Below are 25,282 nucleotides of genomic sequence, written 5' to 3' on the forward strand. Positions count from 1 at the left end.
TTCGACCGCCCTTGGCGCCGCGATTCCAGTCCAAGATAGGGGGAACGAAGAGCGTCAACGGGTCCCGCGGGACCCGAGTGCCGGGAGAGAGGGACGGGATGGGCGAGTTCTGGCCGGTGCCGGAGGTGCTGAGCTATCTGGCCGGCCGCTGGCGGGTGGACCGTTCCGTCCGCGACCTCGCGAGCGGTGACGAGGGCGCGTTCACCGGTACGACGGTTTTCGGCCCGCTGGAGGACGGCGGACTGCTCCACCACGAGTCCGGCGAGTTCGTCTGGCGCGGGGTGCCCCGGCCCGCGGAACGCACGCTGCGCTTCCTGCCCGGCGGCGCGCCCGGCACGGCCGATGTGCGGTTCGCGGACGGCCGCCCGTTCCACGACCTGGACCTGCGCACCGGCCGTCACATCGCCGACCACCCCTGCTCGGCGGACCTCTACCGGGCGGACTTCACGGTCCGGGACGAGGACCACTGGCGGACCGTGTGGCGGGTGCGCGGCCCCGCCAAGGACCTGGTCCTCACCACGGACTACGCGCGCGTGGTCTGAGCCGAGGTCCCCTCCAGGCGCAGATTCCAGCGGCCGGCGTGCCCGATGACCGTCGTCGCCGACAGCGGTCTGACATCGATGTTCCAGTACGTCGACGGCGGCGCCTTCAGCGCGTACACCAGCGCGGCCCGGATCACGGACGGCTCGGCCACGGCGACGATCCGGTCGCCGTCCTCCACGGGCCGGGTGTCGAGCCAGCCGCCGACGCGGGAGATGAACGCGATCAGCGATTCGCCGCCGTGCGGTGTGCCGCGCGGGTCGGCGAGCCAGGCGTCCACCGCTTCGGGCTCCCGGGCCATCGCCTCGCCCAGCGTGAGCCCGCGCCAGCGCCCCATGTCGCAGTCGCGCAGGGCCAGCTGCACCAGCGGGGCGTAGCCGAGGGCGTCGCCGGTGGCGCGGCTGCGCGGGGTGGGCGAGCAGTAGCGCAGGTCGGCGGCCGCCAGGGGCAGCAGGTCGCGCGCGACGTGTTGCACCTCGTCCCAGCCGGCCTGGTCCAGCGGCCGGTCGTCCTGGAAGCGCTCGGCGAGCAGGGACGAACTGCGCGCGGCGGCGACGAACGTGACCCGAAGCGACATGCGGTGATGGTGTGACGGGAAGGTGACCAGGTCAAGAGGGACCGTGCCCATGTCACCGTGGGTGGACGGACCCTCACCGCCTGGTCGGGACCATTCGGGCGGACCCTCCCGAAAGGGGCGGCTAGAGGTACAGCGCCATCCAGTGCTCCGGGGTCTCCAGCGCGGCGAAGCCGAGCTTGGCGTACACCCCGTGGGCGTCGTGCGTGGCGAGCAGGATGCGCCGGACCCCGTACGGGCGCAGGTGTTCGCGCACCGCTCCCACGAGGGCCGTCCCGATGCCCTTGCCGCGCACCGCCGGGTCGACGTAGACGTCGCACAGCCAGGCGAAGGTGGCCCGGTCGGTGACGACCCGGGCGTAGGCGACCTGCTCCCCGGACGCGGTGTCGTACACCCCGAAGTTCAGCGATCCCGCGATCGCCTCCTCCTGCTTCTCGCGGGCCCGTCCGAGCGCCCAGTAGGCGTCGGTGGACAGCCAGCGGTGCACCCGCTCGCGGTCGAGGCGGGCGGCGTCGGTGGAGATCTCATAGCCCTCGGCGAGGGGCGGGATGTCGGTCATGGGCCGACCCTCGCAGGGTCCGGGAGGCTCCGTCGAGCGTTTTTCATCAAGTGGGATCGGGCCGCCGCGCCGCCGTCACAGCACCTCGTCGCAGGCCGCCCGCAGCCGCCGTACGCCCTCGGTGATCTCCGCCGCGCCCGCCACCGCCGCGAAGCTCGACCGGACGTGCGCGGCCGGGGGTTCGGCGCTGAAGTACGGGCGGCCCGGGGTGAGCGCGACACCGGCGCGCAGGGCGGCCGTGGTCAGGGCGGCCTCGTCGGTGCCGTCGGGCAGGCGCAGCCACAGGTGGTAGCCGCCGGACGGGATGTGTGGGAGGGCGAGTTCGGGCAGGGTCAGGCGCAGGGCGGCGGTCATGGTGTCCCGGCGGGCCTTCAGCTCGGCGGAGACGGCCCGCAGATGCCGGGGCCAGGCGGGCGAGCCGACCAGTTCCACCGCCGCCTCCTGCAGGGGGCGCGGCACGAAGAAGCTGTCGACGACCTGGATCGCGCGCAGCCGCTCCAGTACCGGGCCACGGGCGGCGAGCGCGCCCACCCGGAAGCTCGGCGAGGTCGCCTTGGTCAGCGAGCACACATGGACGACGACCCCGTCGGGATCGTCGGCGGCCAGCGGGCGCGGCAGCGGCCCGGCGTCCTCGTGCACCAGCCGCCGTACGAAGTCGTCCTCGACGACGAAGGCGCCGGCCTCGCGGGCGATGCGCAGCACCTCGCCGCGCCGCTCGGGGGCGAGCAGTGCGCCGGTCGGGTTCTGGAACAGGGGCTGGCAGACGAACACGCGGGCGCCGGTGGCCTTGAAGGCGTCCGCGAGCAGGGCGGGCCGTACGCCGTCGGCGTCGACCGGCACCGGGACCGGACGCAGACCGGCGGCGCGGGCGATCGCCAGCATGCCGGGGTAGGTGGGCGACTCGACCAGCACGGGGGCTCCCGGGGGCGCGAGTGCCTTCAGCGCGGTCGTCAGGGCGGACTGGCCGCCGGCGGTGATCAGCACCTCGGCGGCGGTGACCGGGCCGCCGGGCCCGCCGATGCCGCGCGCGAACCAGTCGCGCAGTTCGGGCAGCCCCTCCATGGGCGGCCGTCCCCAGGCGCCGGGCCGCCGGCCGGCCCGGGACAGGGCGGCGGCCATCGCGCGCTCGGGCTGGAGCGAGGGGTGCAGATAGCCGCCGTTGAACTCGATGACGCCGTGCGAGGGGGCGGCCAGCGACACCAGCACGCCGGAGGCGTCCACCGAGCGCGGTACGAGTTCGCTCGCGCTGTCGGCGCTGAGCGTCACCTCCTGCCATGAGGTGTCCCCGGTGGCGGCGGCTCGGGCGGGGCGGTCGGCGCGGAAGGCGCCGGCGCCGGGCCGGGTGACCACGAGTCCTTCGGCGGCGAGCTGAGCGAGGGCCCTGGACACGGTCACCGGGCTCACCCGGAACCGCTCCACGAGCGCCCTGCTCGACGGGAGCTTTCCACCAGGAGAGTAGCGGTCCAGTTCTCTTCGCAACTGATTCGCCAGGTCCGCCCCACTGCTACGCTCTTGCATGAGGACCGAGAATAGCGCTACCGCGCCGAACCCGATAGCAGTCAGCGGTTCCGCCGCCCCGGCCCGCCCGGCCGTGCGCGGCACGCTCCAGGCCGGCCTCGGGGTCGCGGCCTTCTCCCTGACCTTCCCGGCGACCGCGTGGGGTCTCGAGGGGTTCGGCCCGTGGTCGCTGGTGGCCGTGCGCAGTGTGCTGGCCGCGCTGATCGCGGGCGGCTTCCTGCTGGCACTGCGCGTGCCGCTGCCCGATCGCCGGCACTGGGCGGGGCTCGCGGTGGTGGCCGCGGGCGTGGTCCTCGGTTTCCCGCTGCTGACGACGCTGGCGCTGCAGACGTCGACCACCGCGCACGCCGCCGTGGTCGTCGGACTGCTGCCCCTGACGACGGCGCTGTTCTCCGCGCTGCGGGTGGGCACCCGGCCGTCGCGCACCTTCTGGCTGGCGGCGCTCGCGGGCGCCGCGGCCGTGGTCGCCTTCACCGTCCAGCAGAGCGGCGGCGCCCTCACCACCGCCGACCTGTACCTGTTCGCGGCGCTGCTGGTGTGCGCGGCCGGCTACACCGAGGGCGGGCGCCTCGCCCGGACCATGCCGGGCTGGCAGGTGACCGGCTGGGCGCTGGTGCTGTGCCTGCCGCTGGGCCTGCCCGCCGCCGCGATCGCGCTGGCGTACGAGCCCGTGCAGTGGAACGGGCACGGTGTGACCGGGCTGCTGTGGGTGGCCGCCGGTTCGCAGCTGCTCGGGCTGGTCGTCTGGTACCGGGGCATGGCCGCCATCGGCATCCCGAAGGCCAGCCAGTTGCAGCTGGCCCAGCCCCTGCTCACACTGGTGTGGTCGGTGCTCCTGCTGGGCGAGCACCTGACGGTGGCCGCCCCCCTCACGGCCGCGGCGGTGCTCGTCTGCATCGCCGTGACCCAGCGGGCACGTGGCTGAACGGGTCGGAGACGACCCGCCTCCCGGGCCTGCCTGGCGCCGTAGACTCAAGGCCACGGACCGCTGCTCCCGCATCTGCTGAGGAGGCCCAACCTATGCGCGCAACCGTGGGCGACCAGCTTGTCCAGCACGGCAGGGTGGTCGGGCAACACGACAAGGTCGGCGAGATCGTCGAGATCCTGGGCCAGGAGGGCAATCCTCCGTACCGCGTCCGCTTCGAGGACGGGCACGAGGGTGTGTGCTCCCCCGGCCCCGACACCGAGATCCGTCACCGCCGTCACGAGGAGATGTCCCGCTGATCGCGTCCACCGGCCCGGCGTGAGCCCGCCGGGCCGGTCAGACCGGGGGCGGCACGGGCTGCCGGTAGTGGTCCGCGACCACCCGGTCGACGGCCCCGATCCGGTCCACCGCCACGTCCTTGGCGGCGAAGAAGACGTGCCCGCGCACCTCCGGGTGCTTCTTCGCGAGCGTCAGATGCCGTGACAGCTCGGCCGGGTCCTGCCAGGCGGCGGGCTGCGCCGGGTCCCCCGCCTTGTACAGCGCCTCCCCGACGTACAGCCGTGTCCTGCTGCCCTTCGCCACCGCGGCCCACCACGGCACGAGCGTGGCGTAGTCGGCGGCGGCCAGCCCGATGTTCCAGTACAGCTGCGGGCAGATGTAGTCGATCCACCCCTCGCGCACCCAGGTGCGGGTGTCCGCGTGCAGATCGTCGTACGTCTGCACGCCCGCCCGGGTGTCGGAGCCTCGGGAGTCGGTGGCCGCGTTGCGCCACACCCCGAACGGGCTGACGCCGAACTGCGCGGTGGGCCTGATCCGCTTGATGCCCGCGGCCATCTCCCGGATCAGCCGGTCGATGTTGTCGCGCCGCCACGCGGCCCGGACGGGGAACGCGCCGCCGTACGTGTCGTAGGCGTCGTCGTCGTCGAAGGACTGGCCGGCGACCGGGTACGGGTAGAAGTAGTCGTCGAAGTGGACGCCGTCGACCGCGTACCGTTCGACGGCGTCGAGCATCGCCTTCTGTACGAAGGCCCGCACCTCCGGCAGCCCGGGGTTGTAGTACAGCCGGCCGCCGTACGGCACCACCCAGTCGGGGTTCTGCCGGGCGGGGTGGGCGGCGACGAGCCGGCCGAGGTCGCCGTGGTTGGCGATGCGGTACGGGTTGAACCACGCGTGCAGGTGGAGTCCCCGCTTGTGGGCCTCGGTGACGGCCGTGTCCAGCGGGTCCCAGCCGGGGTCGCGGCCCTGGGTGCCGGTGAGGACCTGCGACCAGGGCTCGTGCGGGGACGGCCACAGGGCGTCCGCGGTGGGGCGCACCTGGAAGACCACCGTGTTGAGGCGGCGCTCGACCGCCGTGTCCAGGTGGGTGAGGAGTTCGGCGCGCTGCTGCCGTGCGCTCAGCCCCGTCTTCGAGGGCCAGTCGCGGTTCGCCACGGTCGCCAGCCACATACCGCGCATCTCTCTTGACGCGTGGCGTCGGTCACGGTCGGTCCCGCCCGCCGCGGCGGTCCCCGCCGTCAGGGCGCTCCCCGACGCCATGAGCGCCGACAGGGCGGTGACCGTGAACGCCCGTCGTGACAGCGGTGACTTCCGGTGCAGCATCGTCTCCGTACCTCCCGTGTGACGCGGTCAAGAACCCTCGTTTACAGAACAGATCCGGATGAACAGGACCGGTCCGGCGTCAGCCTTTCATGAGGCACCCGAACGATCGATCAAGCTGCGCCGAAGGTAACGTGCCCTTTTGGAGCAGGCGCCGAACAACGGCGGGCCTGCCGCAGTCGTGGATCAGCGAAGGGGACGATGTGACCGGCATCTCCGGAGATATTGCACGCGTCGGTGTCGTGGGCTGCGGCCAGATGGGGGCGGGCATCGCCGAGGTCTGCGCCCGCTCCGGGCTGGACGTGAAGGTCGCCGAGACCACCGGCGAGGCCCTGGAGATCGGCCGGACCCGGCTGCTCAACTCCCTGGCCAAGGCCGCCGAGCGCGGCAAGATCAGCGAGGAGGAGCGGGACGCCACCGTGGCGCGGCTGTCCTTCACCACCGACCTCGGCGAGTTCGCCGACCGGGACCTGGTGATCGAGGCCGTCGTCGAGAACGAGCAGGTGAAGACGGAGATCTTCCAGGTGCTCGACCAGGTCGTGACCCGGCCCGACGCGATCCTCGCCTCCAACACCTCCTCGATCCCGCTGGTGAAGCTGGCCGTGGCGACCTCGCGCCCGGACCAGGTGATCGGCGTCCACTTCTTCAACCCGGCGCCGGTGCAGAAGCTGGTCGAGCTGATCCCCGCGCTCACCACCTCCGAGGGGACGATCGCCCGCGCCCAGCACTTCGCCGAGAAGCTGCTGGGCAAGCACGCCATTCGCGCCCAGGACCGTTCGGGCTTCGTGGTGAACGCCCTTCTCATCCCGTATCTGCTCTCGGCGATCCGGATGTTCGAGACGGGCATCGCCAGCCGTGAGGACATCGACAACGGCATGGAGATGGGCTGCGCCCACCCGATGGGCCCGCTGAAGCTCTCCGACCTGATCGGTCTGGACACGGTCGCGTCCGTGGCGCAGAGCATGTACGACGAGTACAAGGAGCCCCTGTACGCCGCTCCCCCGCTGCTGCAGCGGATGGTCGACGCGGGTCGCCTGGGCCGCAAGACCGGCTCGGGCTTCTACGCCTACGGCTGATTACCGACGGTCAGATTCCGGCCGCACGCGCGAGCCCGGCACCGAAAAGGTGCCGGGCTCGCGGCGTTCGCACCCGGTGTGCGCGCCGGGCCCGCATATGCCGTTCGCACACGCTCCCCACGCGTCCACCAGGCGAGTTCACTTTGCTGCGCATGCCAGGGATTGAAGACGACTACGGAAAGGAGCGGAGACGTGACCGCCGATCCCGAGCATCCCGCCGTTCAGGGAGAACTCGCAGAGTTACGACGCCGGCTCGACGTCGCCTACGCCCGTGTGGAGGGCGGGCTGACTCTGCTGACGCACCGGACCGAGGAGAGCGCCAAGGAACTCGACGAGCTCGACTCCCGGATCACGACGCTGGAACACGCGCGCTGGCCGCTGCCCGCGGTCGCCGCCCTCGTCGCCGTGGGCGCGCTGATCGTGGCGATCTGGCAGGCCGTCGGACGCTGAGGGCGTCCTAGGGCAGGCCCGCGCGCCGGCCGAGGACGTCCTGTCCCAGCCGGAGATGGTGCAGCAGCAGTAACGCGGCCGCCATGTTGGCGGCCGGGACCTCCCCTCGGGCGACCATGTCGGGAACGAGCTTGAGGGGGACCCACTCCCGGCGGTCCGACTCGAAGTCGTCCACCGGATGCCCGACGTACTCGCCCTCCTCGGCCCAGTAGATGTGGTGCCGGGCGTCGGTGAGCCCGTTGGACGGCTCCACGCTCATCAGGTGGTGCAGGGGTCCCGGCCGCCAGCCGGTCTCCTCCTCCAGTTCGCGGGCGGCGGCGCCGGCGATGTCCTCGCCGTCCTCCACGACGCCCGCCGCGAGTTCCCACCCCCAGCTGTCGGTGATGAAGCGGTGGCGCCAGAGCAGGAGGACCTCGTTGGCCTCGTTGACCACGGTGGCCACGGCGACCGGCCGCAGCCGTATCAGGAAGTGGTCCAGGTGCCGGCCGTCGGGCAGTTCCACGTCTGCCAGATTGACGGTGAACCAGCGGTTTTCATACACAGTTTGTTCGTTCTGTTTCGTCCACTGCACGGTTCTGCCACCTTCCGTCGAGTAAGTGGCAATATCGCAGCAGCGAGCCGTAGTTGTCGGAGAGCGGAGAAGCGTCTAGAGCGGTACGCGCAGTGCTCCGTCGATCAGCGCGGCCGCCTCGGCGGTCCCCGCGCAACCACTGCGCACCAGGTTCTCGCGCACCGCCCGCAGTCTGTCGCGCAGCCGCTGGGACTCCATTCCCCGCGCCTGTTCGGCCATCTGCACGGCGATGGCCACCGCGTTGTCCGCGTTGCCCTGACGCAGTTCGATCGTGCTGAGCATGGCCAGCCGGTGCACCCGGCCCCGGTCGTGCGCAGGGTTGTCCACGGCCGCCGCGGCGTGCTCGCGCGCGGCCGCGACCTCCCCGAGGCTCAGCAGAGCCTCCGCCACCTGGACGTTGACGAGGCCCGGCTGGACATAGCCGGTCTCGTCGGGTTCGTAGCCGCGCCGGATGCGTTCGGCGGCCTCCTCGGCACGCCGGATGCAGGACAGCGCGCTGGTTCCGTCACCGAGATGGGCGTACGCCTTCGCCTGCATCGCGTACAGATCCGAGGCGAGCGCCGGGGTGATGTGCTTGCCGGCGGCCCGCAGCGCGGCCTCGGCGAAGGCGACCGCCTGCCGGAACTCCCGCATGAACAGCGCCTGGTTGACGAGCAGCGCGATCACATAGGCGCCGAGTCCCCGGTCCCCGCTGGCCTTCGCTAGCCGCAACGCCTGGTGGAAGTAGCGCTGCGCCAGCCCGTGCGCGTCCGAGTCGTACGCGCAGATCCCCGCGATGGCCACCAACCCGCCGGTGGCGCGGTGCAGCTGACGCCCCGTCGCGTCGGTGTAGCTGCCGCGCAGCAGCGGGGCGGCCTCCGCGTTGAGGAAGCCGACGATCCGGGTGCGGGTCGCCATGCCGCCCGCCTTGCGGTACATCTGCTCGTAGTGGGCGCGCGCGGACCGCAGCATCTCGATGTCGGCGGCGGTGACCCGGTGCCGGCCGCCGCGTGAGACGTCGACGTCCTCGGGCGGGTTCTCCCACTCCCACACGGGCATGACGGCGGGCGTGCCGGTGACCGCGGGGGCACCCAGGATGTGCGGGCGCTGCTGCTCGTCGGAGCGCCACAGGGCGGTGGCCCGCTCCACGAAGCCGGACAGCGAGGTGGTGTGCGGGGACGACTGCTCGCCCGGCACCCCGAGCCCGATGTCGTCGAGGGTGACGGTGCGGTGCAGCCGGGCGGCGAGCACCTCGCAGATCAGGTCGGGGACCTGGCCGCGTGGCCGCTGTCCCTTCAACCACCGGGCGACGGCGGTGTGTTCGTATCTCAGTGCGAGCCCGCGCGCCCGTCCCGCCTGGTTCACATGTGCGGCAAGCCCCGCGTGCGAGATCCCCGCCTCGTCGAGGATCGCGTCGAGCAGAGTGTTGGGCTGCATGGATGCCCCCCGGGTGCCTCGGTGCCGACAGAGTAGTGCGAACCGGTTCACACGGGGTGTGAACGGAGTGCGCGAATCCGTAGGGTGCGCGCGCTGTCGCGGAGAGTGTCCTGCCGGTTGACTGAAATGCCTCGCAAGAGGCCGGCCGGGCCGCCGGCTCCCCCTCGTACAGTGCGGCGGCCCGCTTCCGCGCCGTCCGCCCGGCTGCCTGCCCGACACTCCGTGGCGGGGCGGACGGCGCCGCCGACGACCGGGCGGGTCAGCCGGCGGACGGCCGGGTGCCGGGCGCGGCGCCGCCCTGGTCGGAGGCCTGTGCCGCCAGGGGTCCGCAGGTCACCCGCGCACGGTCGTTGCGCAGGACGACGAGGGCGACGTCGTCCGCCGGGCGGCCTCTGGTGTGCCGCAGCAGGGCGGAGAAGAGGAGGCGCAGGGTGGTCTCGGGTGCGGCCGGGAGTCGGTCCACCAGTGCGGCCATGGTCGCCCGGAGCGGAAAGAACCGGCCGGCGGGGTCCCGGGCGTCCTCGACGCCGTCGGTGTGGAGGACGAGCACGTCGCCCGGCAGGAACACACCGCACCGCAGGGGGGTCAGATCGACCGGCAGCGGGAACGGGCCGACCGGCGGCAGCGGATCGGCCCGCGCCAGGGGCTCGACGCCGCCGTCGCACAGCAGAAAGGGCCAGGGATGCCCGCAGTTGAGGGCGGTGATCCCGCCGTCCGGGGCGATCTCCAGGAGCAGCGCGGTGACGAAGTCCTCCGCGGAGTCGTCGTGGGCGCCCCGCTCGCCCAGGTGCCGGGCCAGGGCCCGGTCGAGCCGGCGCAGCACCCCGCCGAGTTCGGGCTCGTCGTGCGCCGCCTCGCGGAAGCTGCCGAGGACCGCCGCGACGGTGCCGAGGGCGCCGATGCCATGGCCGCGGACGTCCCCGATGAGCACCCGGAGTCCGTACTCGGTGGCGACGACCTCGTACAGGTCGCCGCCGACCCGGGCGCCCCGGTCGGCGGACAGCTGGGCGGCGGCGATCCGCACGCCGTCGACACGGGCGGGCGGCGGGCGCAGCAGCACGCTCTGCGCGGCACCGGCGACCGTCCGGGCCCGCCGCAGCTCGCGCAGCAGGGTGCGCCGCGTGTGGAGGAGGAGGCCGGCGCCCACGGCGAGGAGCAGGGCACCGGAGACGACACGGGCGCAGACGCCTTCGCGTTGCGCGAGCGGACAGGTCAGTTGGTAGGCGAGCACCGTGGCGCCCCAGGCCGTGGGCGTCCCGATCGCCAGTGCCTTGCGGGGAACCCGAGCCGTGATGCGGAACATGCCGATGGCCCCCCAGGAAAGGCCCTGACGACGCAGAATCGGACCGGCCTCGAAAGGCCGGTCCGATTCTGTCGGCAGATGCCCCGGTAGGTCGAGATCGCCCAGGGAAGTCACCCTATCGAGTGAGGTGACTTCCGGGCGCCTCTCCGGGGGCGCGCGGAGCCGTCAGCCGCGCAGCACGGCTCCGGTCCGCTCGCCCGCGAGGGCCACCGCGGCGTCCCTCGCGGCCGATGCCTCGTCCACCGTCAGCGTCCGGTCCGCGGCGCGGAACCGCAGGGCGTACGCCAGCGACTTCCTGCCGTCGCCGAGCTGCTCCTCGTTCTCGTACACGTCGAACAGCCGGATGGCCTCCAGCAGTTCACCCGCGCCCTCGCGCAGCGCGGCCTCGACCTCGGCGGCCGGGACCGGCTTGTCGACGACGAGGGCGACGTCCTGCGTGGCGACGGGGAAGGTGGAGATGCTCGGCGCCTGGGGCGTGTCGTCGCCGACCTGCTCCAGCGCGTCCAGGTCCAGCTCCATCGCGCAGGTCCGCGCGGGCAGGTGCAGGGCCTTCAGGACCCGCGGGTGCAGTTCACCGGCGTGCCCGACGACCCGCTCCGACCCGTCCACGGTGATGACCAGTTCGGCGCAGCGGCCGGGGTGCCACGGCCCGTACTGCCCGGCGCGGACCGTCAGCGCGGCCCGCGCCTCACGGGCGACGAGCCGGGCCGCCTCGACGGCGTCGGCCCATCCGGCGGGACGCCCGGGGCCCCACCAGCCGGCCTGCTCGCGGGCACCGGCGAGGACTGCGGCCACGTGCCGGGGCTGATCGGGCAGCACGGCGTCGAGCGCGGCCAGTTCCTCGTCGGTCGGGCGCCGGTCCACGGGCAGGTGCCCGGCGGCTGCCCGCTCCTCGCGCGGCTGGAAGACCAGGCCGGTCTCGAACAGCGCGAGGTCGTGCGTGCCGCGTCCGTCGTTGCGCCGCAGCGCGGCGAGCAGACCCGGCAGCAGCGACGTGCGCAGCGCGGGCTCCTCGTCGTTGAGCGGGTTGACGAGCTTGACGACACGGCGGGCCGGGTCGTCGGCGTCCAGGCCGAGCTGGTCGAAGATCTGCTCGCTGACGAACGGGTAGTTCGGCGCCTCGACGTAGCCGGTGCCGGCCAGCGCGCGGCCGACGCGGCGGTGCAGCCGCTGGCGGGCGGTGAGACCGCGGCCGGACGGCGGCTTCGGCAGGGTGGAGGGCAGGTTCTCGTAGCCCTCCAGCCGGATGACCTCCTCGGCGAGGTCGTTCGGCTCCAGCAGGTCGGGCCGCCAGGACGGCACGGTGACGATCAGCTCGTCCTGCCCGTACACGTCGCAGCCGATCTGCTGCAGCCGCCGTACGACGGTCTCCCGGCCGTACTCGACGCCCGCGACCTTGTCGGGGTGGTCGGCCGGCGTCGTGATGGTGTGCGGCGCGGACGGCGTGACGACCTCGGTGACACCGGCCTCGGCGGTGCCGCCGGCGAGCAGCACCAGCAGGTCGACGGTGCGCTGCGCGGCGGCCGCGGCGGCGGCCGGGTCGACGCCGCGCTCGAAGCGCCGGGACGCCTCGGAGGACAGCTTGTGGCGGCGGGCCGTACGGGCGATCGACACCTGGTCGAAGTGGGCGGCCTCGATGACGATGTCGGAGGTCGCGTTCTCCAGGTCCTCGTGATCCGCGATCTCGGTGTTGGCGCCGCCCATGACGCCGGCGAGGCCGATGGGGCCGCGCTCGTCGGTGATGACCAGGTCCTCGGCGTGGAGCTTGCGCTCGACGCCGTCGAGGGTGACGAGCTTCTCGCCCTCCTCGGCCCGGCGCACGCCGATGGTGCCCTGGACGCGGCTGCGGTCGTAGGCGTGCAGCGGCTGACCGAGCTCCATCATCACGTAGTTGGTGATGTCGACGGCGAGCGAGATCGGGCGCATGCCGACCTTCTGCAGCCGGCGCTGGAGCCAGATCGGCGAGCGCGCCTCGGGGCTGAGGCCGGTCACCGTACGGGCGGTGAAGCGGTCGCAGCCGAGCGGGTCCGAGACCTGCACCGGGTAGCCGAAGGCGTTCGGGCCGGGCACGTCGAGCAGGGCCGGGTCGCGCAGCGGCAGGCCGTAGGCGATGGCGGTCTCGCGGGCGACGCCGCGGATGGACAGGCAGTCGCCGCGGTTGGCGGTGACGGCGATGTCCAGGACCTCGTCGACCAGTTCGAGCAGCTCGATGGCGTCCTTGCCGACCTCGGTCTCCGGCGGCAGCACGATGATGCCGTGGGTGCCGTCGTCGCCCATGCCCAGCTCGTCGCTGGAGCAGATCATGCCGTGGGACGTCTTGCCGTAGGTCTTGCGGGCGCTGATGGAGAAGCCGCCGGGCAGGGTGGCGCCGGGCAGGACCACGACGACCTTGTCGCCGACGGAGAAGTTGCGGGCGCCGCAGACGATCTCCTGCGGCTCACCGGTGCCGTTGGCCTGGCCGACGTCGACGGTGCAGAAGCGGATCGGCTTCTTGAAGCCCTCCAGCTCCTCGATGGTCAGCACCTGGCCGACGACCAGCGGGCCCTTGAGGTCGGCGCCGAGCTGTTCGACGGTCTCGACCTCCAGGCCGGCCGAAATGAGCTTGGCCTGCACGTCGCGGCCGGTCTCGGTGGCCGGCAGGTCGACGTACTCCCGCAGCCAAGAAAGCGGGACCCGCATCAGATCTCCATCCCGAACGGCCGGGTGAACCGGACGTCACCCTCGACCATGTCTCGCATGTCCTCGACGTTGTGGCGGAACATCAGCATCCGCTCGATGCCGAACCCGAAGGCGAAGCCGCTGTACTTCTCCGGGTCGACGCCGCAGGCGGTGAGCACCCGCGGGTTGACCATGCCGCAGCCGCCCAGCTCGATCCAGCCCTCGGACGAGCAGGTGCGGCAGGGCCGGTCGGGGTTGCCGACGGACTCGCCCTTGCAGACGTAGCAGAGCATGTCCATCTCGGCGCTCGGCTCCGTGAAGGGGAAGAAGTTCGGCCGCAGCCGCGTCTTCATGCCCTCGCCGAACAGCGACTGGACCATGTGGTCCAGGGTGCCCTTGAGGTCCGACATGGTCAGGCCCTCGTCCACCGCGAGCAGCTCGACCTGATGGAAGACCGGGGTGTGCGTGGCGTCCAGCTCGTCCGTGCGGTACACGCGGCCGGGGCAGATCACGTACACCGGCAGCTCGCGGTCGAGCAGCGAGCGGATCTGCACGGGCGAGGTGTGGGTGCGCAGCACGACACCGGAGTCCGCGCCACCGTCGGGACCCTGCACGAAGAAGGTGTCGGCCTCGCCGCGGGCCGGGTGGTCCGGGCCGATGTTCAGCGCGTCGAAGTTGAACCACTCGGCCTCGACCTGCGGGCCCTCGGCGACCTCGTAGCCCATGGCCACGAAGATGTCCTCGATGCGCTCGGACAGGGTGGTGAGCGGGTGGCGGGCGCCGGCCGGCACGCGGTCGTGGGGCAGCGTGACGTCCACGGCCTCCTCGACCAGCACGCGCTGGTCGCGCTCGGCCTCCAGCTCGGCCTGGCGGGCGGCGAGCGCCTTGTTCACGGCGCCGCGGGCCTGGCCCACACGCTTGCCGGCGTCGGCCTTGGCGTGCGGCGGCAGGGCGCCGATCTCGCGGTTGGCGAGGGCCAGCGGGGAGGTGCCGCCGGTGTGGGCGGTCTTGGCCTCCTGGAGCGCGTCGAGGGAGTCCGCGGCGGCGAAGGCGGCGAGCGCCTCGTCCCGCATGCGCTCGATGGCTTCTGGTTTCAGTGCCTCGACCTCGACAGGGTCGTACGACTTGTTCGGTGCCGACATCTCTTCCCGTGCTTCCGGTTGGCTGGCGGATGGCCCCGTACCGACTCGCGGACATCTCGTCTCGGTGTGGGGACACAAAGGTGCCAAAGGCCGAGTCTAACGGGGTTGAGGTGAGCGAATGCGCCCGTGGGGCCCGGTCCGGCTCTCAGGTGAGGTACGCCGGTGCCGCCACGGGCAACGTAAATCGGAACAGCGCGCCGCCCCCGGGGGCGCGCCCGACCGTGATGGTGCCGCCGTGGGCTTCGACGATGCCCTTGACGATGTAGAGCCCGAGGCCGGTGCCGCCGCGCTTGCTGCCCCGCCAGAAGCGGGTGAAGACGCGGTTCATGGACTCCTCCGGGATGCCGGGGCCTTCGTCGCTCACGGTGACCGACGTGCCGGTGTCCTCTCCCTCGCGGGGGGACGGCGAGGCCGTGATGTCAATGGTGACCGTTCCGTCGCCGTGCCGCACCGCATTTTCGATGAGGTTGCTCAGCACCTGGTCGATCTTGTCGGGGTCGGCCCACAGGGCGGGCAGCGGCTGCTCGACGCGCAGCAGGAACCGGTCGGCGGGCTGCCCGGCGGCGACGTACGCCTGGATGTGCCGTCCGACGGCCGCGCCGATGTCGACGGGCTGGCGCCGCACCTCCAGCCGGCCGCTGTCGATCCGCGAGATGTCGAGGAGCTCGGCGATGAGCCGGGTGACCCGGTCGGCGTCGGCGTCGACGGTCTCCAGCATCAGCCGCTTCTGGTCGTCGGTGAAGCGTTCCCACTTGGCGAGCAGCGTCGCGGTGAAGCCCTTGACGGAGGTGAGCGGCGAGCGCAGCTCGTGCGCGACGGTGGCGATCAGCTCGGCGTGGCTGCGCTCGGTGCGGCGGCGGGCCTCGGTGTCGCGCAGCGAGACGACCACCCGGCGCACGGGCCCGGTCGGTTCGGCGCGGACGTAGCGCACGGCGACCAGCACCTCGCGGCCGCCCGGCAGCAGGAGGTTGCGCTCGGGCTGGCCGCGGCGGATGGCGAGGCCGCCGTAGGGGTCGGTCAGCTGCCACCAGCGCCGGCCCTCGAGGTCCTCCAGGGGCAGTGCGGTCTCCAGGCGCCGGCCGAGGGCGCCGGCTGCGGGGACGGCGGTGATGCGCTCGGCGGCGGCGTTGAAGCAGATCACGTGCCCGTGCTCGTCGGCCACGACGAGGCCGTCGGGCAGATCGTCGGGGTCGATGCCGTGGCAGGCGGTGTCCTCGGACGGCCGTCGCACCTGATGTGCCCCCGGTGCGCTGCTCGTGCCGACACTCATCCCCGTACCCCACCTCTCACGACGGCTGAGGGGCCCCGAGCTGGTCACCTTACTAGCTGTCGGTGACGGAGCGGCACCCTCCGGAGGCGCGCTGTGCACGGGCCGACGCGTAGAGACATACGGCGGCGGCGGTGGCGAGGTTCAGGCTCTCGGCCTTTCCGTGGATGGGGACGCGCACGACGGCGTCCGCCAGCGCGCGGGTCTCCTCCGGGAGCCCCCAGGCCTCGTTGCCGAACACCCAGGCGGTGGGCCCGCCCATGGTGTCCCCGTCCAGCTCGGCGTCGAGGTCGTGGTCGCCAGCGCCGTCGGCGGCGAGGACCCGCACCCCGGCGTCCTTGAGGCCGGCCACGGCCCGTTCCACGGGGACGCCGACGGCGACCGGCAGATGGAACAGGGAGCCCACGGAGGCCCGTACGGCCTTGGGGTTGTAGAGGTCGACGGAGGCGTCGGTGAGGACGACGGCCTCGGCGCCCGCGGCGTCGGCGCAGCGCAGCACGGTCCCGGCGTTCCCGGGGTCGCGGACATGGGCGAGGACGGCGACCAGCTTGGGGCGGGCGGCGAGGATGTCCTCGAAGGGGGTGTCGACGAACCTGCAGACCCCGACGAGCCCCTGCGGCGTCACGGTGGTGGAGATGTCGGCGATCACCTGCTCGTCGGCGAGGTGCACCCGGGCGCCGGCGGTCCGGGCCTCGCCGATGATGTCGGCGTACCGCTCGGCCGCCTCGACGGTGGCGAACAGTTCGACGAGGGTCTCCCCGTGGGCGGCGGCCTCCCGCACGGCCTGCGGCCCCTCGGCCAGGAACAGCCGCTCCTTGCCCCGGAAGTTCCGCTTCGCCAGGCGCCGGGCGGCGAGCACACGCTGCGAACGGGGGGAGATCAGCTCGGGGGCGGCGGGGCGCATGCGTTTCTTCACCTTCACAAGTAGTCGACGCCGGGTGCGGGGAACCGCGCCACCGGCCAAAGAAAGGACCCGCAGGCGTCACAGCCTGCGGGTCCAGTCACGTCGGCTCAGAGCCAGCGCGGCGTCACGCGGCCTTCGGCGCGTTGACGTCGCTCGGGAGCGCCTTCTGGGCGACCTCGACGAGCGCGGCGAAAGCGTTGGCGTCGTTGACGGCCAGCTCGGCCAGGATCTTGCGGTCCACCTCGACGTTGGCGGCCTTCAGACCCTGGATGAAGCGGTTGTACGTGATGCCGTTCGCGCGGGCAGCGGCGTTGATGCGCTGGATCCACAGCTGGCGGAAGTCACCCTTGCGCTTCTTGCGGTCGTTGTAGTTGTAGACCAGCGAGTGGGTGACCTGCTCCTTGGCCTTGCGGTACAGACGCGAACGCTGACCGCGGTAGCCGGAGGCCTGCTCGAGGATCGCCCGGCGCTTCTTGTGGGCGTTGACTGCCCGCTTGACGCGTGCCACTTTGTTTAACTCCTTGTAGCGGGGCCGCGGTTGGACTCACACGGCCCGGAATCGATGGGGTCCCGGTCCAGACGCACGGCGCTCGTGCGGAGCGCCGCGGACGTCACTTGCCGAGAAGCTTCTTGATCTTCGCGGCGTCGCCCGGGGCCATCTCGGCGTTGCCGGTGAGGCGACGCGTCACACGGGACGACTTGTGCTCGAGCAGGTGGCGCTTGCCGGCGCGCTCACGGAGCACCTTGCCGGAGCCGGTGACCTTGAAGCGCTTGCTGGCACCGCTGTGCGACTTGTTCTTCGGCATAGCGCCGTTCTCTCCTCGTGGGTGGCGCTCCGGTGCCCGGTCGTGAAACCGGGCACGGTGGAGCGTCGCTCGTTTGTCGGTTATGTCCTGGGGACGGTGTCCCCCGGGATCACGCCTCGGCGGAGGCCTCGGCAGGAGCCTCGGACTCCACGCCGTTCTCGGTGTCCGCGGCGTTCTGCGACTTGCCGGGGTTGGCCTTCGCTTCTGCCTTGCGGGCTTCCTGCGCCTGGCGGGCCTCGGCCATCGCCTCGGTCTTCTTCTTGTGCGGACCGAGAACCATGATCATGTTTCGGCCGTCCTGCTTCGGGTTCGACTCGACGAAACCGAGGTCCTGGACGTCCTCCGCGAGACGCTGCAGCAGTCGGTAGCCCAGCTCGGGCCGGGACTGCTCGCGACCACGGAACATGATCGTGATCTTGACCTTGTCGCCCTGCTTGAGGAACCGGACGACGTGACCCTTCTTGGTGTCATAGTCGTGCGGGTCGATCTTCGGCCGGAGCTTCATCTCCTTGATGACCGTGTGCGCCTGGTTCTTGCGCGCCTCACGGGCCTTCATGGCCGACTCGTACTTGAACTTCCCGTAGTCCATGAGCTTGCACACGGGCGGACGGGCGTTCGCCGCGACCTCGACCAGGTCCAGGTCGTACTCCTGCGCAAGCTCCAGTGCCTTGGCCAGCGGGACGATGCCCACCTGCTCGCCACTGGGACCGACAAGTCGCACCTCGGGAACGCGAATCCGGTCGTTGATGCGGGGCTCGGCGCTGATGGATCCTCCTCGGTTAGCACCACACGGCGGTCTGGCGGACAGCCGCGTATGTCTCTTCTAGACAGACCTAACCGCGCCGAAGCACAAAAAATGCCCCGGACGATCACAGGCGGGGCTCCAAGCACTTCCGGAGCACCGCCGCGATGCCGCGGGGCGCGATTCGGGCGACTCCATCGTCCGTACGGAACGATGGTGGCCGCCTGACCGGGGTGACCCGCCGTCCCGGGGGACGGTCAGGTGGGAGATCGGAGCCTCCACTTGTGGGCTGGCGACAGAGGTCTCCAGCCGGTCGTTACACAAGGCTAGCAGGATCCCCGGGGCGGCGCTAACCGGCCCGCACCAGGGCCCCGCACGCGCGGGGCCTATCGTGTGGGGCATGAGTGACACCTCCCCCTCGGACAGCCCCGAGACCTCCGGCTCCACCGACTTCGACGCCATGACCCGCGACATCGCCGAGGTGCCGGCGGTCGAGGTCATCGTGACCGTCGCGGTCAACCTGATGAGCGCGGCCGCCGTGAAGCTCGGTCTGACCGAGGAGGGCGACAAGTACAAGGACCTCGACGAGGCCCGCAAGCTGATCCACGCCCTCGCCGGCCTGCTGGACGCGAGCACGACCGAGATCAGCTCCTTCCACGCCGCCCCGCTGCGCGACGGCCTGAAGTCGCTGCAGCTCGCCTTCCGCGAGGCGTCCGTGGTGCCGGACGAGCCGGGCCAGGGACCGGGCGAGAAGTACACCGGCCCCGTCTACGGCTAGATCCTTCTGCTCAATCGCGTACGTACAGGGGCTCGCCCGGAGGCGTGGTCCCGGCCGGCAGCAGTGCCAGGTCGAGGCCGCGCACCAGGCGGGCCCTCAGTGTCTCGTCGGCCGCGAGCCGCTGGGCGACCGACCGCGCCGCCTCCGCGGGCTCGGCGGCGTCGATGACGAGGGCCAGGGTGCCGTCGGCCCGGCCCGGCCCGAGATGGGCGCGCAGGACGGCGGGCTCGGCGGCCACGACGGCCCGTACGGCCTCCCGTACGGCCGGGTCGGCCAGCGGGTCCGTGGTCGTACGGCCCTCCGCCACCGCCAGCAGGGAGCGTCCCGTCAGCTCGTAGGGCACGGGTCCGGCCAGGTCCAGGACGATCGTGTCCGCCTTCTCGTGCGCGGCGGCCTCCAGGGCCGAGCGCAGCGGGACCGCGACCGGGCGGGCCGCCGGGTCCCAGCGGGCGAGGGACTCGGTGGAGGTGAAGGCGGGCAGCGCGGTGCGGTTCCCGGCCTTGAGGGTGGGGACGGCCATGTCGCTGGTCTTCTCGCGGCGCAGCCCCTTCTCGTCCTCCTCCACCTCGCCGAGCACGGCCACGACGGGCACCAGCAGCCGGGCGTCCCTGAGTGCCTCGAGGACCGGGCCCTCGGCGGTGCGGTCCTCGGCCCAGGCGGCGAGCGCGGCGCTCAGCCGGGGGTCGGCGGTGCCGTCGTCGTCGGAGAAGGGTGAGTCGGGAATGTTCTTGTTCGCCACGGTCACCGACCCTATCGGGGGGATCCTGCTGCGCTTGTGCGGCCCCGGAAACCCCGATGTGACGCACGGCCCGCCTCGTCCCCCATTTCTGACACGGCTTTCACCTCCGGCTAACGGACCGCTCAGGTGGGGCGCCCACGATCGCGGCCATGGAGTCTCCCCCACGCCGCCGTGCCCGTCCGCTGCTGTGCGGCGCCCTCGCCGCCGCCGTCGTCCTGGGCGGCACGGTCCACGGGACATCCCGGGCGCACCGTGCGGCCGGGCCCGTATCGTCGGCGTCCGCGCCGGCGTCCGGGTCCGCCTCGCCGCCGGCGGGTGAGGAGGCTTCGGTGGAACGTGTGGCACGGCCGACGGTGGACCGCGACGCGCTGCTGGCGCGGGCGATGCGGGAGGTCGACGTCCCGGACGGGGCCCGGGTGTCGGTGGGCGTGCTGGACCTTGCGTCCGGGGAGAGCGCCACGTTCGGGGAGGGCTCCTTCGACACGGCGAGTGTCGTCAAGGTCGACATCCTGGCGGCACTGCTGCTGCGCGCCCAGGACGCGGGACGAGGGCTGACGCCCACGGAGCGGGCGGACGCCGCCGCGATGATCGAGCACAGCGACAACGCCGCCGCGTCCCGGCTGTGGCGGGCGATCGGCGCGGCGGCCGGGCTGGACGCGGCGAACGAGCGGTTCGGCCTCACGGACACGGAGGGCGGCGCCGGGATGCTGTGGGGCCTGACCCGCACCACGGCCGCCGACCGGCTGCGGCTGCTGCGCCAGGTGTTCGGGGAGGAGTCGGAGCTGGACGCGGCGTCGCGGGCGTATGTACGCACGCTGATGGGCCGGATCGCGCAGGGGCAGCACTGGGGGGTGTCGGCGGCCGCCGACGGCTCCGGGTGGGCGCTGAAGAACGGCTGGTTGCCGCGTACGGCCACGGGCCTGTGGGACGTCAACAGCGTCGGGCGGGTGACGTCCCGGGGACGCGAACTGCCGGTCGCCGTGCTGTCGGACGGCCATACGACCCAGGCGCGCGGGATCTCGGTGGTGGAGGCGGCGGCGGTGGCCGCGGTGTCGGTGTTCTCCGGGGACGACGCGTCCTCGGGGTGAGGGTCAGGCGCCGAGTCCGAAGCGGCCGCGGCGGCCTCGCCAGACGGCGACGGACGCGGCGAGGAGGAGGGCTCCGGCGCCGCCCGCGAGCCAGGCCGTCCAGCCCGCCGGGCCGTCGTCGGTGGCGGCGGCGTCCGGGCCCGGGCCGAAGTACTCCTCGCTGTGCGCGACCGGCTTCAGCTGCCGGGCCTTCAGCCGGTCCGCCTTCGCGAGGGCCGCGGCCGGGTCGACGAAGCCGTAGCCGCGGGAGTCGTCGCGGCCGGAGGCGGGCGCGTTGCGGGCCGTGTCCTCGAGGAGCTTCTTGACCTGGGCGGGGGTCAGGTCCGGGTGGGCGGCCTTGATCAGGGCGGCCGCGCCGGAGACGAAGGCGGCCGCCGCGCTGGTGCCCCAGCCCTCGTAGTACTTGCGGTCGGGGTCGGCGATGACGACCTTGTCGCCGGGCGCGCTGACGGTGGCGTACCAGCGGCGGGTGGAGAAGGAGGCGCGGGTGCCGTAGCGATCGACGGCGGTCGCGGCGATGACGCCCGGGTAGGCGGCCGGATAGGAGATGTGGTCGCCCTTCTCGCCGCCGTTGCCCGCCGAGGCGACGACGACGGCGCCCTTGCTCAGCGCGTACTGGACGGCCTCGTCCTCGCCGGCCTCGGGGTGGGCGGACTTGGAGTCGTCGCCGAGCGAGAGGTTGATGACGTCGGCGCCGTGGTCGGCGGCCCAGCGGATGCCTTCGGCGAGGGCGTTGCCCCGGGTGTTGCGGGCCTTGGCACGGGCGGAGTCGCCGTCCTCCAGGATGACCCGCACGGGGAGGATCTTGGCCTGTGGGGCGATGCCCAGGACGCCGTCGCCGTTGCCCTCGCCGTGGCCGTGACCGGCGATGATGCCGGCCATCGCGGTGCCGTGCCGGGCCCAGGCGCGGTCACCGCGCTCGGCGCCGAAGCCGACCATGTCCTTGCCGGCGAGGACGTTGCCCGCCAGGTCCGGGTGGTCTTCGTCCACGCCGGTGTCGAGGACGGCGACGGTGACGCCGGCGCCCTTGGTGGTGCGCCAGGCCTCCTGGGTGTGCATGGCCTCCAGGGCCCACTGCTGGGCGCGTATGGAGTCGGCGTGCGCGGGGGTGGCGGGCAGGACGGCCAGGCAGGCGCCGAGCAGGGCCGCGAGGGGGCCGGTGCGCCGGGTCGGGAAGGTTTTCACGGCTCTGGTCACGGCGGCGGGCGCCGGTTTGTTCAGGGGGGCGGTCATGACGAGGGCTCCGCGGACGGGCCGACGTTTCTGCGCAGGGAGCGTTCGACGCGGTCGGCGAGGCCCCGCGCCTCGTGGCCGAGTCCGGTCTGGGCGACGGCGGAGGTGGCGCCGGAGCGCATGGCCTCCTCGGCGGGCTCGGGCCGGGCGACCACGCGGTCGTCGGCCCAGCCGGAGACGGCGTAGACGACGACGGGCGCGTCGGTGAGCACGGAGATGGTCCAGGCGGCCCGCTGGGCGTCGCCGAACCCGGCGGCCAGGGTGCCCTTGGGGGCGTAGGGGCGGGGCACGAGGTCGGCTCGTCGGTCGAGGCCGTCGCGGGCGAAGCGGGCGTCGAGCGCGCGCATCGTCGCGGCGTCGGCCTTGGTGAACAGCAGGCCGACGGTGGTGACATGACTCTGGGTGGCGTCGATGTAGGTGGCGCGCAGCAGGCGCCGGCAGCCGGCCGGGGCGAGGGCCTTGCGCAGCAGCGGGTCGAGGGCGTCCGCGCATCCGGTGTCGGGGGCCACGGCGATCCGCGTCCAGGTCCGATCGGCGCCGCCGGGGCCGGCGCCCTTGCCGTCCACGGTGGGCGGGAAGAGACGGTCGACGGGGATGCTGTGCCACAGCGTTCCGGCCGTGGCGAAAGTGCCCTGGTCGCCGCCGCCGGGCTCGCCGACCAGCCAGCTACCGGTCAGGGCACCGCCGATCAGCCCGAGTCCGAGGACGCCACAGGCGGCGGCGAGGGCGATCCGCGGCCGGAGCCGCAGGCCGCCGAGGGGACGCGGGCGGGTCCCCGCGTCGTACCCCTCGGGCTCCCCGAACGACACGACGGGCCGCCCGGGGGGCGGAGGTGTGGGGGCGCTCCAGGAGAGCGAGGGGTCGGGCGGGAAGGGGGCGTGGCCGGGAGCGGGTGCGGGGTTCTGCGGCGGCATGGGGTTCTGCGGCGGCGCGGGGGGCGCGCCGAACCCGCTGGGGGCGCCGGACGGCGGAGTGGTGCCGGGCCGGGCGGATGCGCCGGGGGGCGTCGAGGCGGTACCCGGCCGGGTGGGCGCGGCGGCCGAGGGTGTGCCCGGCCGGGCAGGCGCAGGCGTGCCGGGGGCCGGCGGCTCGCCGGGGATCGGCCGCAGCCGGAACGTGGTCTCGGCAGACGTCTCGGCGGGGGCGCGGCGCGCCTGGGGGCCTGGCTCGGGGTGCCGGGGCGCCGGGGGCCGGAGGGTGGCACGGTCCGGACCGCCGCGCTCGGCGGGCAGCGGGCTGCCGGCGCCAGGGCGCGAGGGGGCCTGTGGGGCAGACGCCGACGGGGCGTCCGAGCGTGCCGCCGTACTCGGGTAACCCCCGCCGATGGGCTGGGCGTCCGGACGCGGGGCGGCACCGGGGTACCCACCCGCCGAGGGCGCAGCCGACGGCCGACCTTGGCGCGGGGCCGTGCTCGCCCCGTTGGAGGGCTGAGCGTCCTGCCGCGGGGCCGTGCCAGGGTAGCCCCCGGCCGAGGGCGCAGCCGACGGCCGGTCCCGGCGCGGGGCCGTGCTCGCTCCGTCGGAGGGCTGAGCGTCCTGGCCCGGGGCGGCACCGGGGTACCCACCGGCCGAGGGCGCAGCCGACGGCCGGTCCCGGCGCGCGGCCGTGCTCGCCCCATTGGACGGCTGGGCGTCCTGGCCCGGGGTCGGGCTCGCCGGAGCGCTCTGGGGCGCGTCCTGGCGGCCCGCCGTAGGCGGGGTGTCCGGGAAGCGGGCCGATGCCCGGGGCGGCGGCGGGGCGTCGAGGGGCGGCTGGGGCGCCGACGGGGGCGCGGGGGCGGTGCTCGGCGGTTCCGGGGGTTCGTGGGGCGGGGCGGGGTGGCCGGGGGTGGCGGGGCCGCCGGGGGTGGGGGTGTGGCGGGGCGCGGTGGGATCGGGGCGCGGCGCGCTTCCGTGCTCATGCACCCCCCGTTTCCTCGTGTCCGGGCCCGTCCTCGTCCACGGGCCGTCGTCCCCGGTGCCGGTGCGCCCGGCGGACTTCTCCGACCAGGCACGCATACCCGCACCCGGGGAGCGTCATCCCGGCGCGGTGCGCGACCGGTGGCGTTCCCCTTGCGTGCGCGTCACTCTACGGGTTGATGCCGGGCGAGCGGGAACCAGTCCGCGACCCCGTGCACATCTGCCCGGAACGTCCCCCTACCCTGCGGTAATCCGGTCTGGCAGGCTTCGTTCATGACTGCGCGCGCCGCCGACCGGGCCCGTTACGACCGGGCCACCGCCCATCTCGACGCCCCTCTCGCGATCGTGGACCTGGACGCCTTCGACGCCAACGCGGACGACATGCTCCGCCGGGCCGGCGGCAAGCCGATCCGGGTCGCGAGCAAGTCCGTGCGCTGCCGGGCGCTGCTCGAACGCGTCCTCGCGAAGGACGGCTTCGCGGGGATCATGTCTTTCACCCTCGCCGAGTCCCTGTGGCTGGCGCGGTCCGGTTTCGACGACGTCCTGCTGGCCTATCCGTCCGCCGACCGGGCCGCCTTCGCCGAGCTGACGAGCGATCCCAAGCTCGCGGCGGCGGTCACCGTGATGATCGACGACCCGGCGCAGCTGCGGCTGATCGACGAGTCCCGCGCGGGCGGCCGTGAAGTGGTGCGGGTGTGCCTGGAGTTGGACACCTCGCTGCGGCTGTTCGGCGGCCGGGTGCGGGTCGGGGCCCGCAGGTCGCCGCTGCACTCCCCCGCACAGGTCGCCGACATGGCCCGCGCGGTGGCCCGCCGCCCGGGATTCGAGGTGGTCGGGATCATGGCGTACGAGGGGCATGTCGCCGGGGTCGGGGACTCCGTGCCGGGGCGTCCGCTGCGCTCGCGTGCCGTCCGGCTGATGCAGGCCACGGCCCGTAAGGAGCTGGCGGAGCGGCGGGCCGCCGTGGTGCGGGCGGTCCGGGCCGTGGTGCCGGAGCTGCGGTTCGTGAACGGCGGCGGGACGGGAAGCGTCCAGTTCACCGCGGCCGAGGAGTGCGTCACCGAGATCGGCGCCGGTTCGGGCCTGTACGTGCCGCGTCTGTTCGACAACTACACGTCGTTCGACGGGCGTCCGGCGGCGCTGTTCGCGCAGCCGGTGGTGCGCAGGCCGGGGGTCGGTGTGGTGACCGTGCTCGGCGGCGGCTACCCCGCCTCGGGTGTCGCGGGCAAGGACCGGCTGCCGGTGCCGTATCTGCCGGAGGGCCTGCGGTACGACCCTCAGGAGGGCCCCGGCGAGGTGCAGACCCCGCTGCTGGGTTCCCCGGCGGACGATCTGCTGCTCGGGGACAAGGTGTGGTTCCGGCACGCCAAGGCCGGTGAGCTGTGCGAGCGGTTCGACGCGCTGCATCTCGTCCGCGGCGACCGGGTGACGGACACCGTGCCGACGTACCGGGGCGAGGGCCACACCTTCCTGTAGCCGGGCACCGGCCGGAAGGGACA

Annotated in this window: 24 protein-coding genes and 1 pseudogene; 8 read left to right on the forward strand and 17 right to left on the reverse strand. The window is 73.3% G+C overall.

Annotated elements, in window-relative coordinates; translation table 11 throughout:
* Window positions 1-98 precede the first annotated feature (98 nt).
* On the forward strand, window positions 99-542 hold the full coding sequence (locus DC008_RS05950; RefSeq protein ID WP_108706033.1) for a DUF6314 family protein: 444 nt from the start codon (window positions 99-101) through the stop codon (window positions 540-542).
* On the opposite strand, the gene DC008_RS05955 is transcribed toward DC008_RS05950, so the two are convergent.
* The 3 genes from DC008_RS05955 to DC008_RS05965 all read right to left on the reverse strand — a co-directional run bounded on the left by DC008_RS05955 (window position 524) and on the right by DC008_RS05965 (window position 3,191).
* Window positions 524-1,117, reverse strand: a complete 594-nt coding sequence (locus tag DC008_RS05955) for a histidine phosphatase family protein (protein WP_108710579.1) — start codon at window positions 1,115-1,117, stop codon at window positions 524-526. The genes DC008_RS05950 and DC008_RS05955 overlap by 19 nt on opposite strands.
* 121 nt (window positions 1,118-1,238) lie before the next feature.
* On the reverse strand, window positions 1,239-1,673 hold the full coding sequence (locus DC008_RS05960; protein ID WP_108706034.1) for a GNAT family N-acetyltransferase: 435 nt from the start codon (window positions 1,671-1,673) through the stop codon (window positions 1,239-1,241).
* A gap of 75 nt (window positions 1,674-1,748) precedes the next feature.
* Window positions 1,749-3,191 (reverse strand): aminotransferase-like domain-containing protein, encoded by a 1,443-nt coding sequence (locus DC008_RS05965; protein WP_108706035.1) that lies wholly within the window; start codon window positions 3,189-3,191, stop codon window positions 1,749-1,751.
* Between DC008_RS05965 and DC008_RS05970 the strand changes: the two genes are divergently transcribed.
* Window positions 3,190-4,116 carry a DMT family transporter gene (locus DC008_RS05970; RefSeq protein WP_108706036.1) on the forward strand — a complete coding sequence of 309 codons (927 nt, stop codon included), beginning with the start codon at window positions 3,190-3,192 and terminating at the stop codon, window positions 4,114-4,116. The genes DC008_RS05965 and DC008_RS05970 overlap by 2 nt on opposite strands.
* A gap of 95 nt (window positions 4,117-4,211) precedes the next feature.
* Complete coding sequence (locus DC008_RS05975; RefSeq protein ID WP_108706037.1) at window positions 4,212-4,415, forward strand: DUF1918 domain-containing protein; 204 nt, start codon at window positions 4,212-4,214, stop codon at window positions 4,413-4,415.
* Window positions 4,416-4,452: 37 nt separating this feature from the next.
* Here DC008_RS05975 and DC008_RS05980 read toward each other — a convergent pair whose 3' ends face one another.
* Window positions 4,453-5,715: a glycoside hydrolase family 10-like protein gene (locus tag DC008_RS05980; RefSeq protein ID WP_208645815.1), complete on the reverse strand. Its 1,263-nt coding sequence runs from the start codon at window positions 5,713-5,715 to the stop codon at window positions 4,453-4,455.
* A gap of 200 nt (window positions 5,716-5,915) precedes the next feature.
* On the opposite strand from DC008_RS05980, the gene DC008_RS05985 reads away from it, so the two are divergent.
* Window positions 5,916-6,788, forward strand: a complete 873-nt coding sequence (locus tag DC008_RS05985) for a 3-hydroxybutyryl-CoA dehydrogenase (protein ID WP_164492268.1) — start codon at window positions 5,916-5,918, stop codon at window positions 6,786-6,788.
* Between the two features lie 192 nt (window positions 6,789-6,980).
* On the forward strand, window positions 6,981-7,238 hold the full coding sequence (locus DC008_RS05990; protein ID WP_055622924.1) for a hypothetical protein: 258 nt from the start codon (window positions 6,981-6,983) through the stop codon (window positions 7,236-7,238).
* A gap of 7 nt (window positions 7,239-7,245) precedes the next feature.
* On the opposite strand, the gene DC008_RS05995 is transcribed toward DC008_RS05990, so the two are convergent.
* The 10 genes and pseudogenes from DC008_RS05995 to infC all read right to left on the reverse strand — a co-directional run bounded on the left by DC008_RS05995 (window position 7,246) and on the right by infC (window position 18,096).
* Window positions 7,246-7,809, reverse strand: coding sequence for an NUDIX hydrolase (locus DC008_RS05995; RefSeq protein ID WP_055622923.1), 564 nt, complete (start codon window positions 7,807-7,809; stop codon window positions 7,246-7,248).
* Window positions 7,810-7,884: 75 nt separating this feature from the next.
* Complete coding sequence (locus DC008_RS06000; RefSeq protein WP_108706038.1) at window positions 7,885-9,225, reverse strand: NsdA family TPR-like regulatory protein; 1,341 nt, start codon at window positions 9,223-9,225, stop codon at window positions 7,885-7,887.
* A 259-nt stretch (window positions 9,226-9,484) separates the two neighbouring features.
* Window positions 9,485-10,528: a PP2C family protein-serine/threonine phosphatase gene (locus DC008_RS06005; protein WP_108706039.1), complete on the reverse strand. Its 1,044-nt coding sequence runs from the start codon at window positions 10,526-10,528 to the stop codon at window positions 9,485-9,487.
* A gap of 165 nt (window positions 10,529-10,693) precedes the next feature.
* Entirely contained in the window at window positions 10,694-13,207 is a 2,514-nt protein-coding gene (pheT, locus tag DC008_RS06010) for a phenylalanine--tRNA ligase subunit beta (RefSeq protein WP_108706040.1), read from the reverse strand.
* Window positions 13,207-14,328 carry a phenylalanine--tRNA ligase subunit alpha gene (gene pheS / locus DC008_RS06015; protein WP_108706041.1) on the reverse strand — a complete coding sequence of 374 codons (1,122 nt, stop codon included), beginning with the start codon at window positions 14,326-14,328 and terminating at the stop codon, window positions 13,207-13,209. The genes pheT and pheS overlap by 1 nt, the downstream gene beginning before the upstream one ends.
* Window positions 14,329-14,473: 145 nt before the next feature.
* Entirely contained in the window at window positions 14,474-15,598 is a 1,125-nt protein-coding gene (locus tag DC008_RS06020; protein ID WP_108706042.1) for a sensor histidine kinase, read from the reverse strand.
* 52 nt (window positions 15,599-15,650) lie between these two features.
* Window positions 15,651-16,499: a TrmH family RNA methyltransferase gene (locus tag DC008_RS06025; protein ID WP_108706043.1), complete on the reverse strand. Its 849-nt coding sequence runs from the start codon at window positions 16,497-16,499 to the stop codon at window positions 15,651-15,653.
* A 124-nt stretch (window positions 16,500-16,623) separates the two neighbouring features.
* Entirely contained in the window at window positions 16,624-17,007 is a 384-nt protein-coding gene (gene rplT / locus DC008_RS06030; RefSeq protein ID WP_006141703.1) for a 50S ribosomal protein L20, read from the reverse strand.
* Between the two features lie 103 nt (window positions 17,008-17,110).
* Window positions 17,111-17,305: a 50S ribosomal protein L35 gene (gene rpmI / locus DC008_RS06035; RefSeq protein WP_004933563.1), complete on the reverse strand. Its 195-nt coding sequence runs from the start codon at window positions 17,303-17,305 to the stop codon at window positions 17,111-17,113.
* A gap of 109 nt (window positions 17,306-17,414) precedes the next feature.
* Window positions 17,415-18,096 (reverse strand): annotated as a pseudogene (gene infC, locus DC008_RS06040) (translation initiation factor IF-3).
* 351 nt (window positions 18,097-18,447) lie between these two features.
* Here infC and DC008_RS06050 point away from each other — a divergent pair.
* A complete protein-coding gene (locus tag DC008_RS06050; protein WP_055622915.1) occupies window positions 18,448-18,825 on the forward strand; it encodes a DUF1844 domain-containing protein in 378 nt (125 codons plus the stop codon).
* A gap of 10 nt (window positions 18,826-18,835) precedes the next feature.
* On the opposite strand, the gene DC008_RS06055 is transcribed toward DC008_RS06050, so the two are convergent.
* A complete protein-coding gene (locus tag DC008_RS06055) occupies window positions 18,836-19,564 on the reverse strand; it encodes an SseB family protein (protein ID WP_108710582.1) in 729 nt (242 codons plus the stop codon).
* A 149-nt stretch (window positions 19,565-19,713) separates the two neighbouring features.
* Here DC008_RS06055 and DC008_RS06060 point away from each other — a divergent pair, with 149 nt between their 5' ends.
* On the forward strand, window positions 19,714-20,652 hold the full coding sequence (locus DC008_RS06060; RefSeq protein ID WP_108706044.1) for a serine hydrolase: 939 nt from the start codon (window positions 19,714-19,716) through the stop codon (window positions 20,650-20,652).
* Between the two features lie 3 nt (window positions 20,653-20,655).
* Here the strand turns inward: DC008_RS06060 and mycP are convergent, their stop codons facing one another.
* Both mycP and DC008_RS06070 read right to left on the reverse strand, forming a co-directional pair.
* A complete protein-coding gene (gene mycP, locus DC008_RS06065) occupies window positions 20,656-21,885 on the reverse strand; it encodes a type VII secretion-associated serine protease mycosin (RefSeq protein ID WP_108706045.1) in 1,230 nt (409 codons plus the stop codon).
* Window positions 21,882-22,799, reverse strand: a complete 918-nt coding sequence (locus tag DC008_RS06070; RefSeq protein ID WP_108706046.1) for a hypothetical protein — start codon at window positions 22,797-22,799, stop codon at window positions 21,882-21,884. Before DC008_RS06070 ends, mycP begins: the two co-directional genes overlap by 4 nt.
* Window positions 22,800-24,056: 1,257 nt before the next feature.
* Between DC008_RS06070 and DC008_RS06075 the strand changes: the two genes are divergently transcribed.
* Complete coding sequence (locus tag DC008_RS06075) at window positions 24,057-25,259, forward strand: amino acid deaminase/aldolase (protein WP_108706047.1); 1,203 nt, start codon at window positions 24,057-24,059, stop codon at window positions 25,257-25,259.
* Window positions 25,260-25,282: the final 23 nt, after the last annotated feature.

The sequence above is a fragment of the Streptomyces nigra genome (genome assembly GCF_003074055.1).
In the GTDB taxonomy this organism is placed as follows: domain Bacteria; phylum Actinomycetota; class Actinomycetes; order Streptomycetales; family Streptomycetaceae; genus Streptomyces; species Streptomyces nigra.

Bases quoted from the DNA above. Each gene is read 5' to 3' on its own strand.
- pheT (WP_108706040.1), bottom strand. From the start codon at position 13,207: ATGCGGGTCCCGCTTTCTTGGCTGCGGGAGTACGTCGACCTGCCGGCC.
- DC008_RS05955 (WP_108710579.1), bottom strand. From the start codon at position 1,117: ATGTCGCTTCGGGTCACGTTCGTCGCCGCCGCGCGCAGTTCGTCCCTG.
- DC008_RS05980 (WP_208645815.1), bottom strand. From the start codon at position 5,715: ATGCTGCACCGGAAGTCACCGCTGTCACGACGGGCGTTCACGGTCACC.
- DC008_RS06020 (WP_108706042.1), bottom strand. From the start codon at position 15,598: ATGAGTGTCGGCACGAGCAGCGCACCGGGGGCACATCAGGTGCGACGG.
- rpmI (WP_004933563.1), bottom strand. From the start codon at position 17,305: ATGCCGAAGAACAAGTCGCACAGCGGTGCCAGCAAGCGCTTCAAGGTC.
- mycP (WP_108706045.1), bottom strand. From the start codon at position 21,885: ATGACCGCCCCCCTGAACAAACCGGCGCCCGCCGCCGTGACCAGAGCC.
- DC008_RS06025 (WP_108706043.1), bottom strand. From the start codon at position 16,499: ATGCGCCCCGCCGCCCCCGAGCTGATCTCCCCCCGTTCGCAGCGTGTG.
- DC008_RS06070 (WP_108706046.1), bottom strand. From the start codon at position 22,799: ATGCCGCCGCAGAACCCCGCACCCGCTCCCGGCCACGCCCCCTTCCCG.
- DC008_RS06050 (WP_055622915.1), top strand. From the start codon at position 18,448: ATGAGTGACACCTCCCCCTCGGACAGCCCCGAGACCTCCGGCTCCACC.
- DC008_RS05950 (WP_108706033.1), top strand. From the start codon at position 99: ATGGGCGAGTTCTGGCCGGTGCCGGAGGTGCTGAGCTATCTGGCCGGC.
- DC008_RS05975 (WP_108706037.1), top strand. From the start codon at position 4,212: ATGCGCGCAACCGTGGGCGACCAGCTTGTCCAGCACGGCAGGGTGGTC.
- DC008_RS06060 (WP_108706044.1), top strand. From the start codon at position 19,714: ATGGAGTCTCCCCCACGCCGCCGTGCCCGTCCGCTGCTGTGCGGCGCC.
- DC008_RS05970 (WP_108706036.1), top strand. From the start codon at position 3,190: ATGAGGACCGAGAATAGCGCTACCGCGCCGAACCCGATAGCAGTCAGC.
- DC008_RS05960 (WP_108706034.1), bottom strand. From the start codon at position 1,673: ATGACCGACATCCCGCCCCTCGCCGAGGGCTATGAGATCTCCACCGAC.
- pheS (WP_108706041.1), bottom strand. From the start codon at position 14,328: ATGTCGGCACCGAACAAGTCGTACGACCCTGTCGAGGTCGAGGCACTG.
- DC008_RS06005 (WP_108706039.1), bottom strand. From the start codon at position 10,528: ATGTTCCGCATCACGGCTCGGGTTCCCCGCAAGGCACTGGCGATCGGG.
- DC008_RS06000 (WP_108706038.1), bottom strand. From the start codon at position 9,225: ATGCAGCCCAACACTCTGCTCGACGCGATCCTCGACGAGGCGGGGATC.
- DC008_RS06075 (WP_108706047.1), top strand. From the start codon at position 24,057: ATGACTGCGCGCGCCGCCGACCGGGCCCGTTACGACCGGGCCACCGCC.
- DC008_RS05965 (WP_108706035.1), bottom strand. From the start codon at position 3,191: ATGCAAGAGCGTAGCAGTGGGGCGGACCTGGCGAATCAGTTGCGAAGA.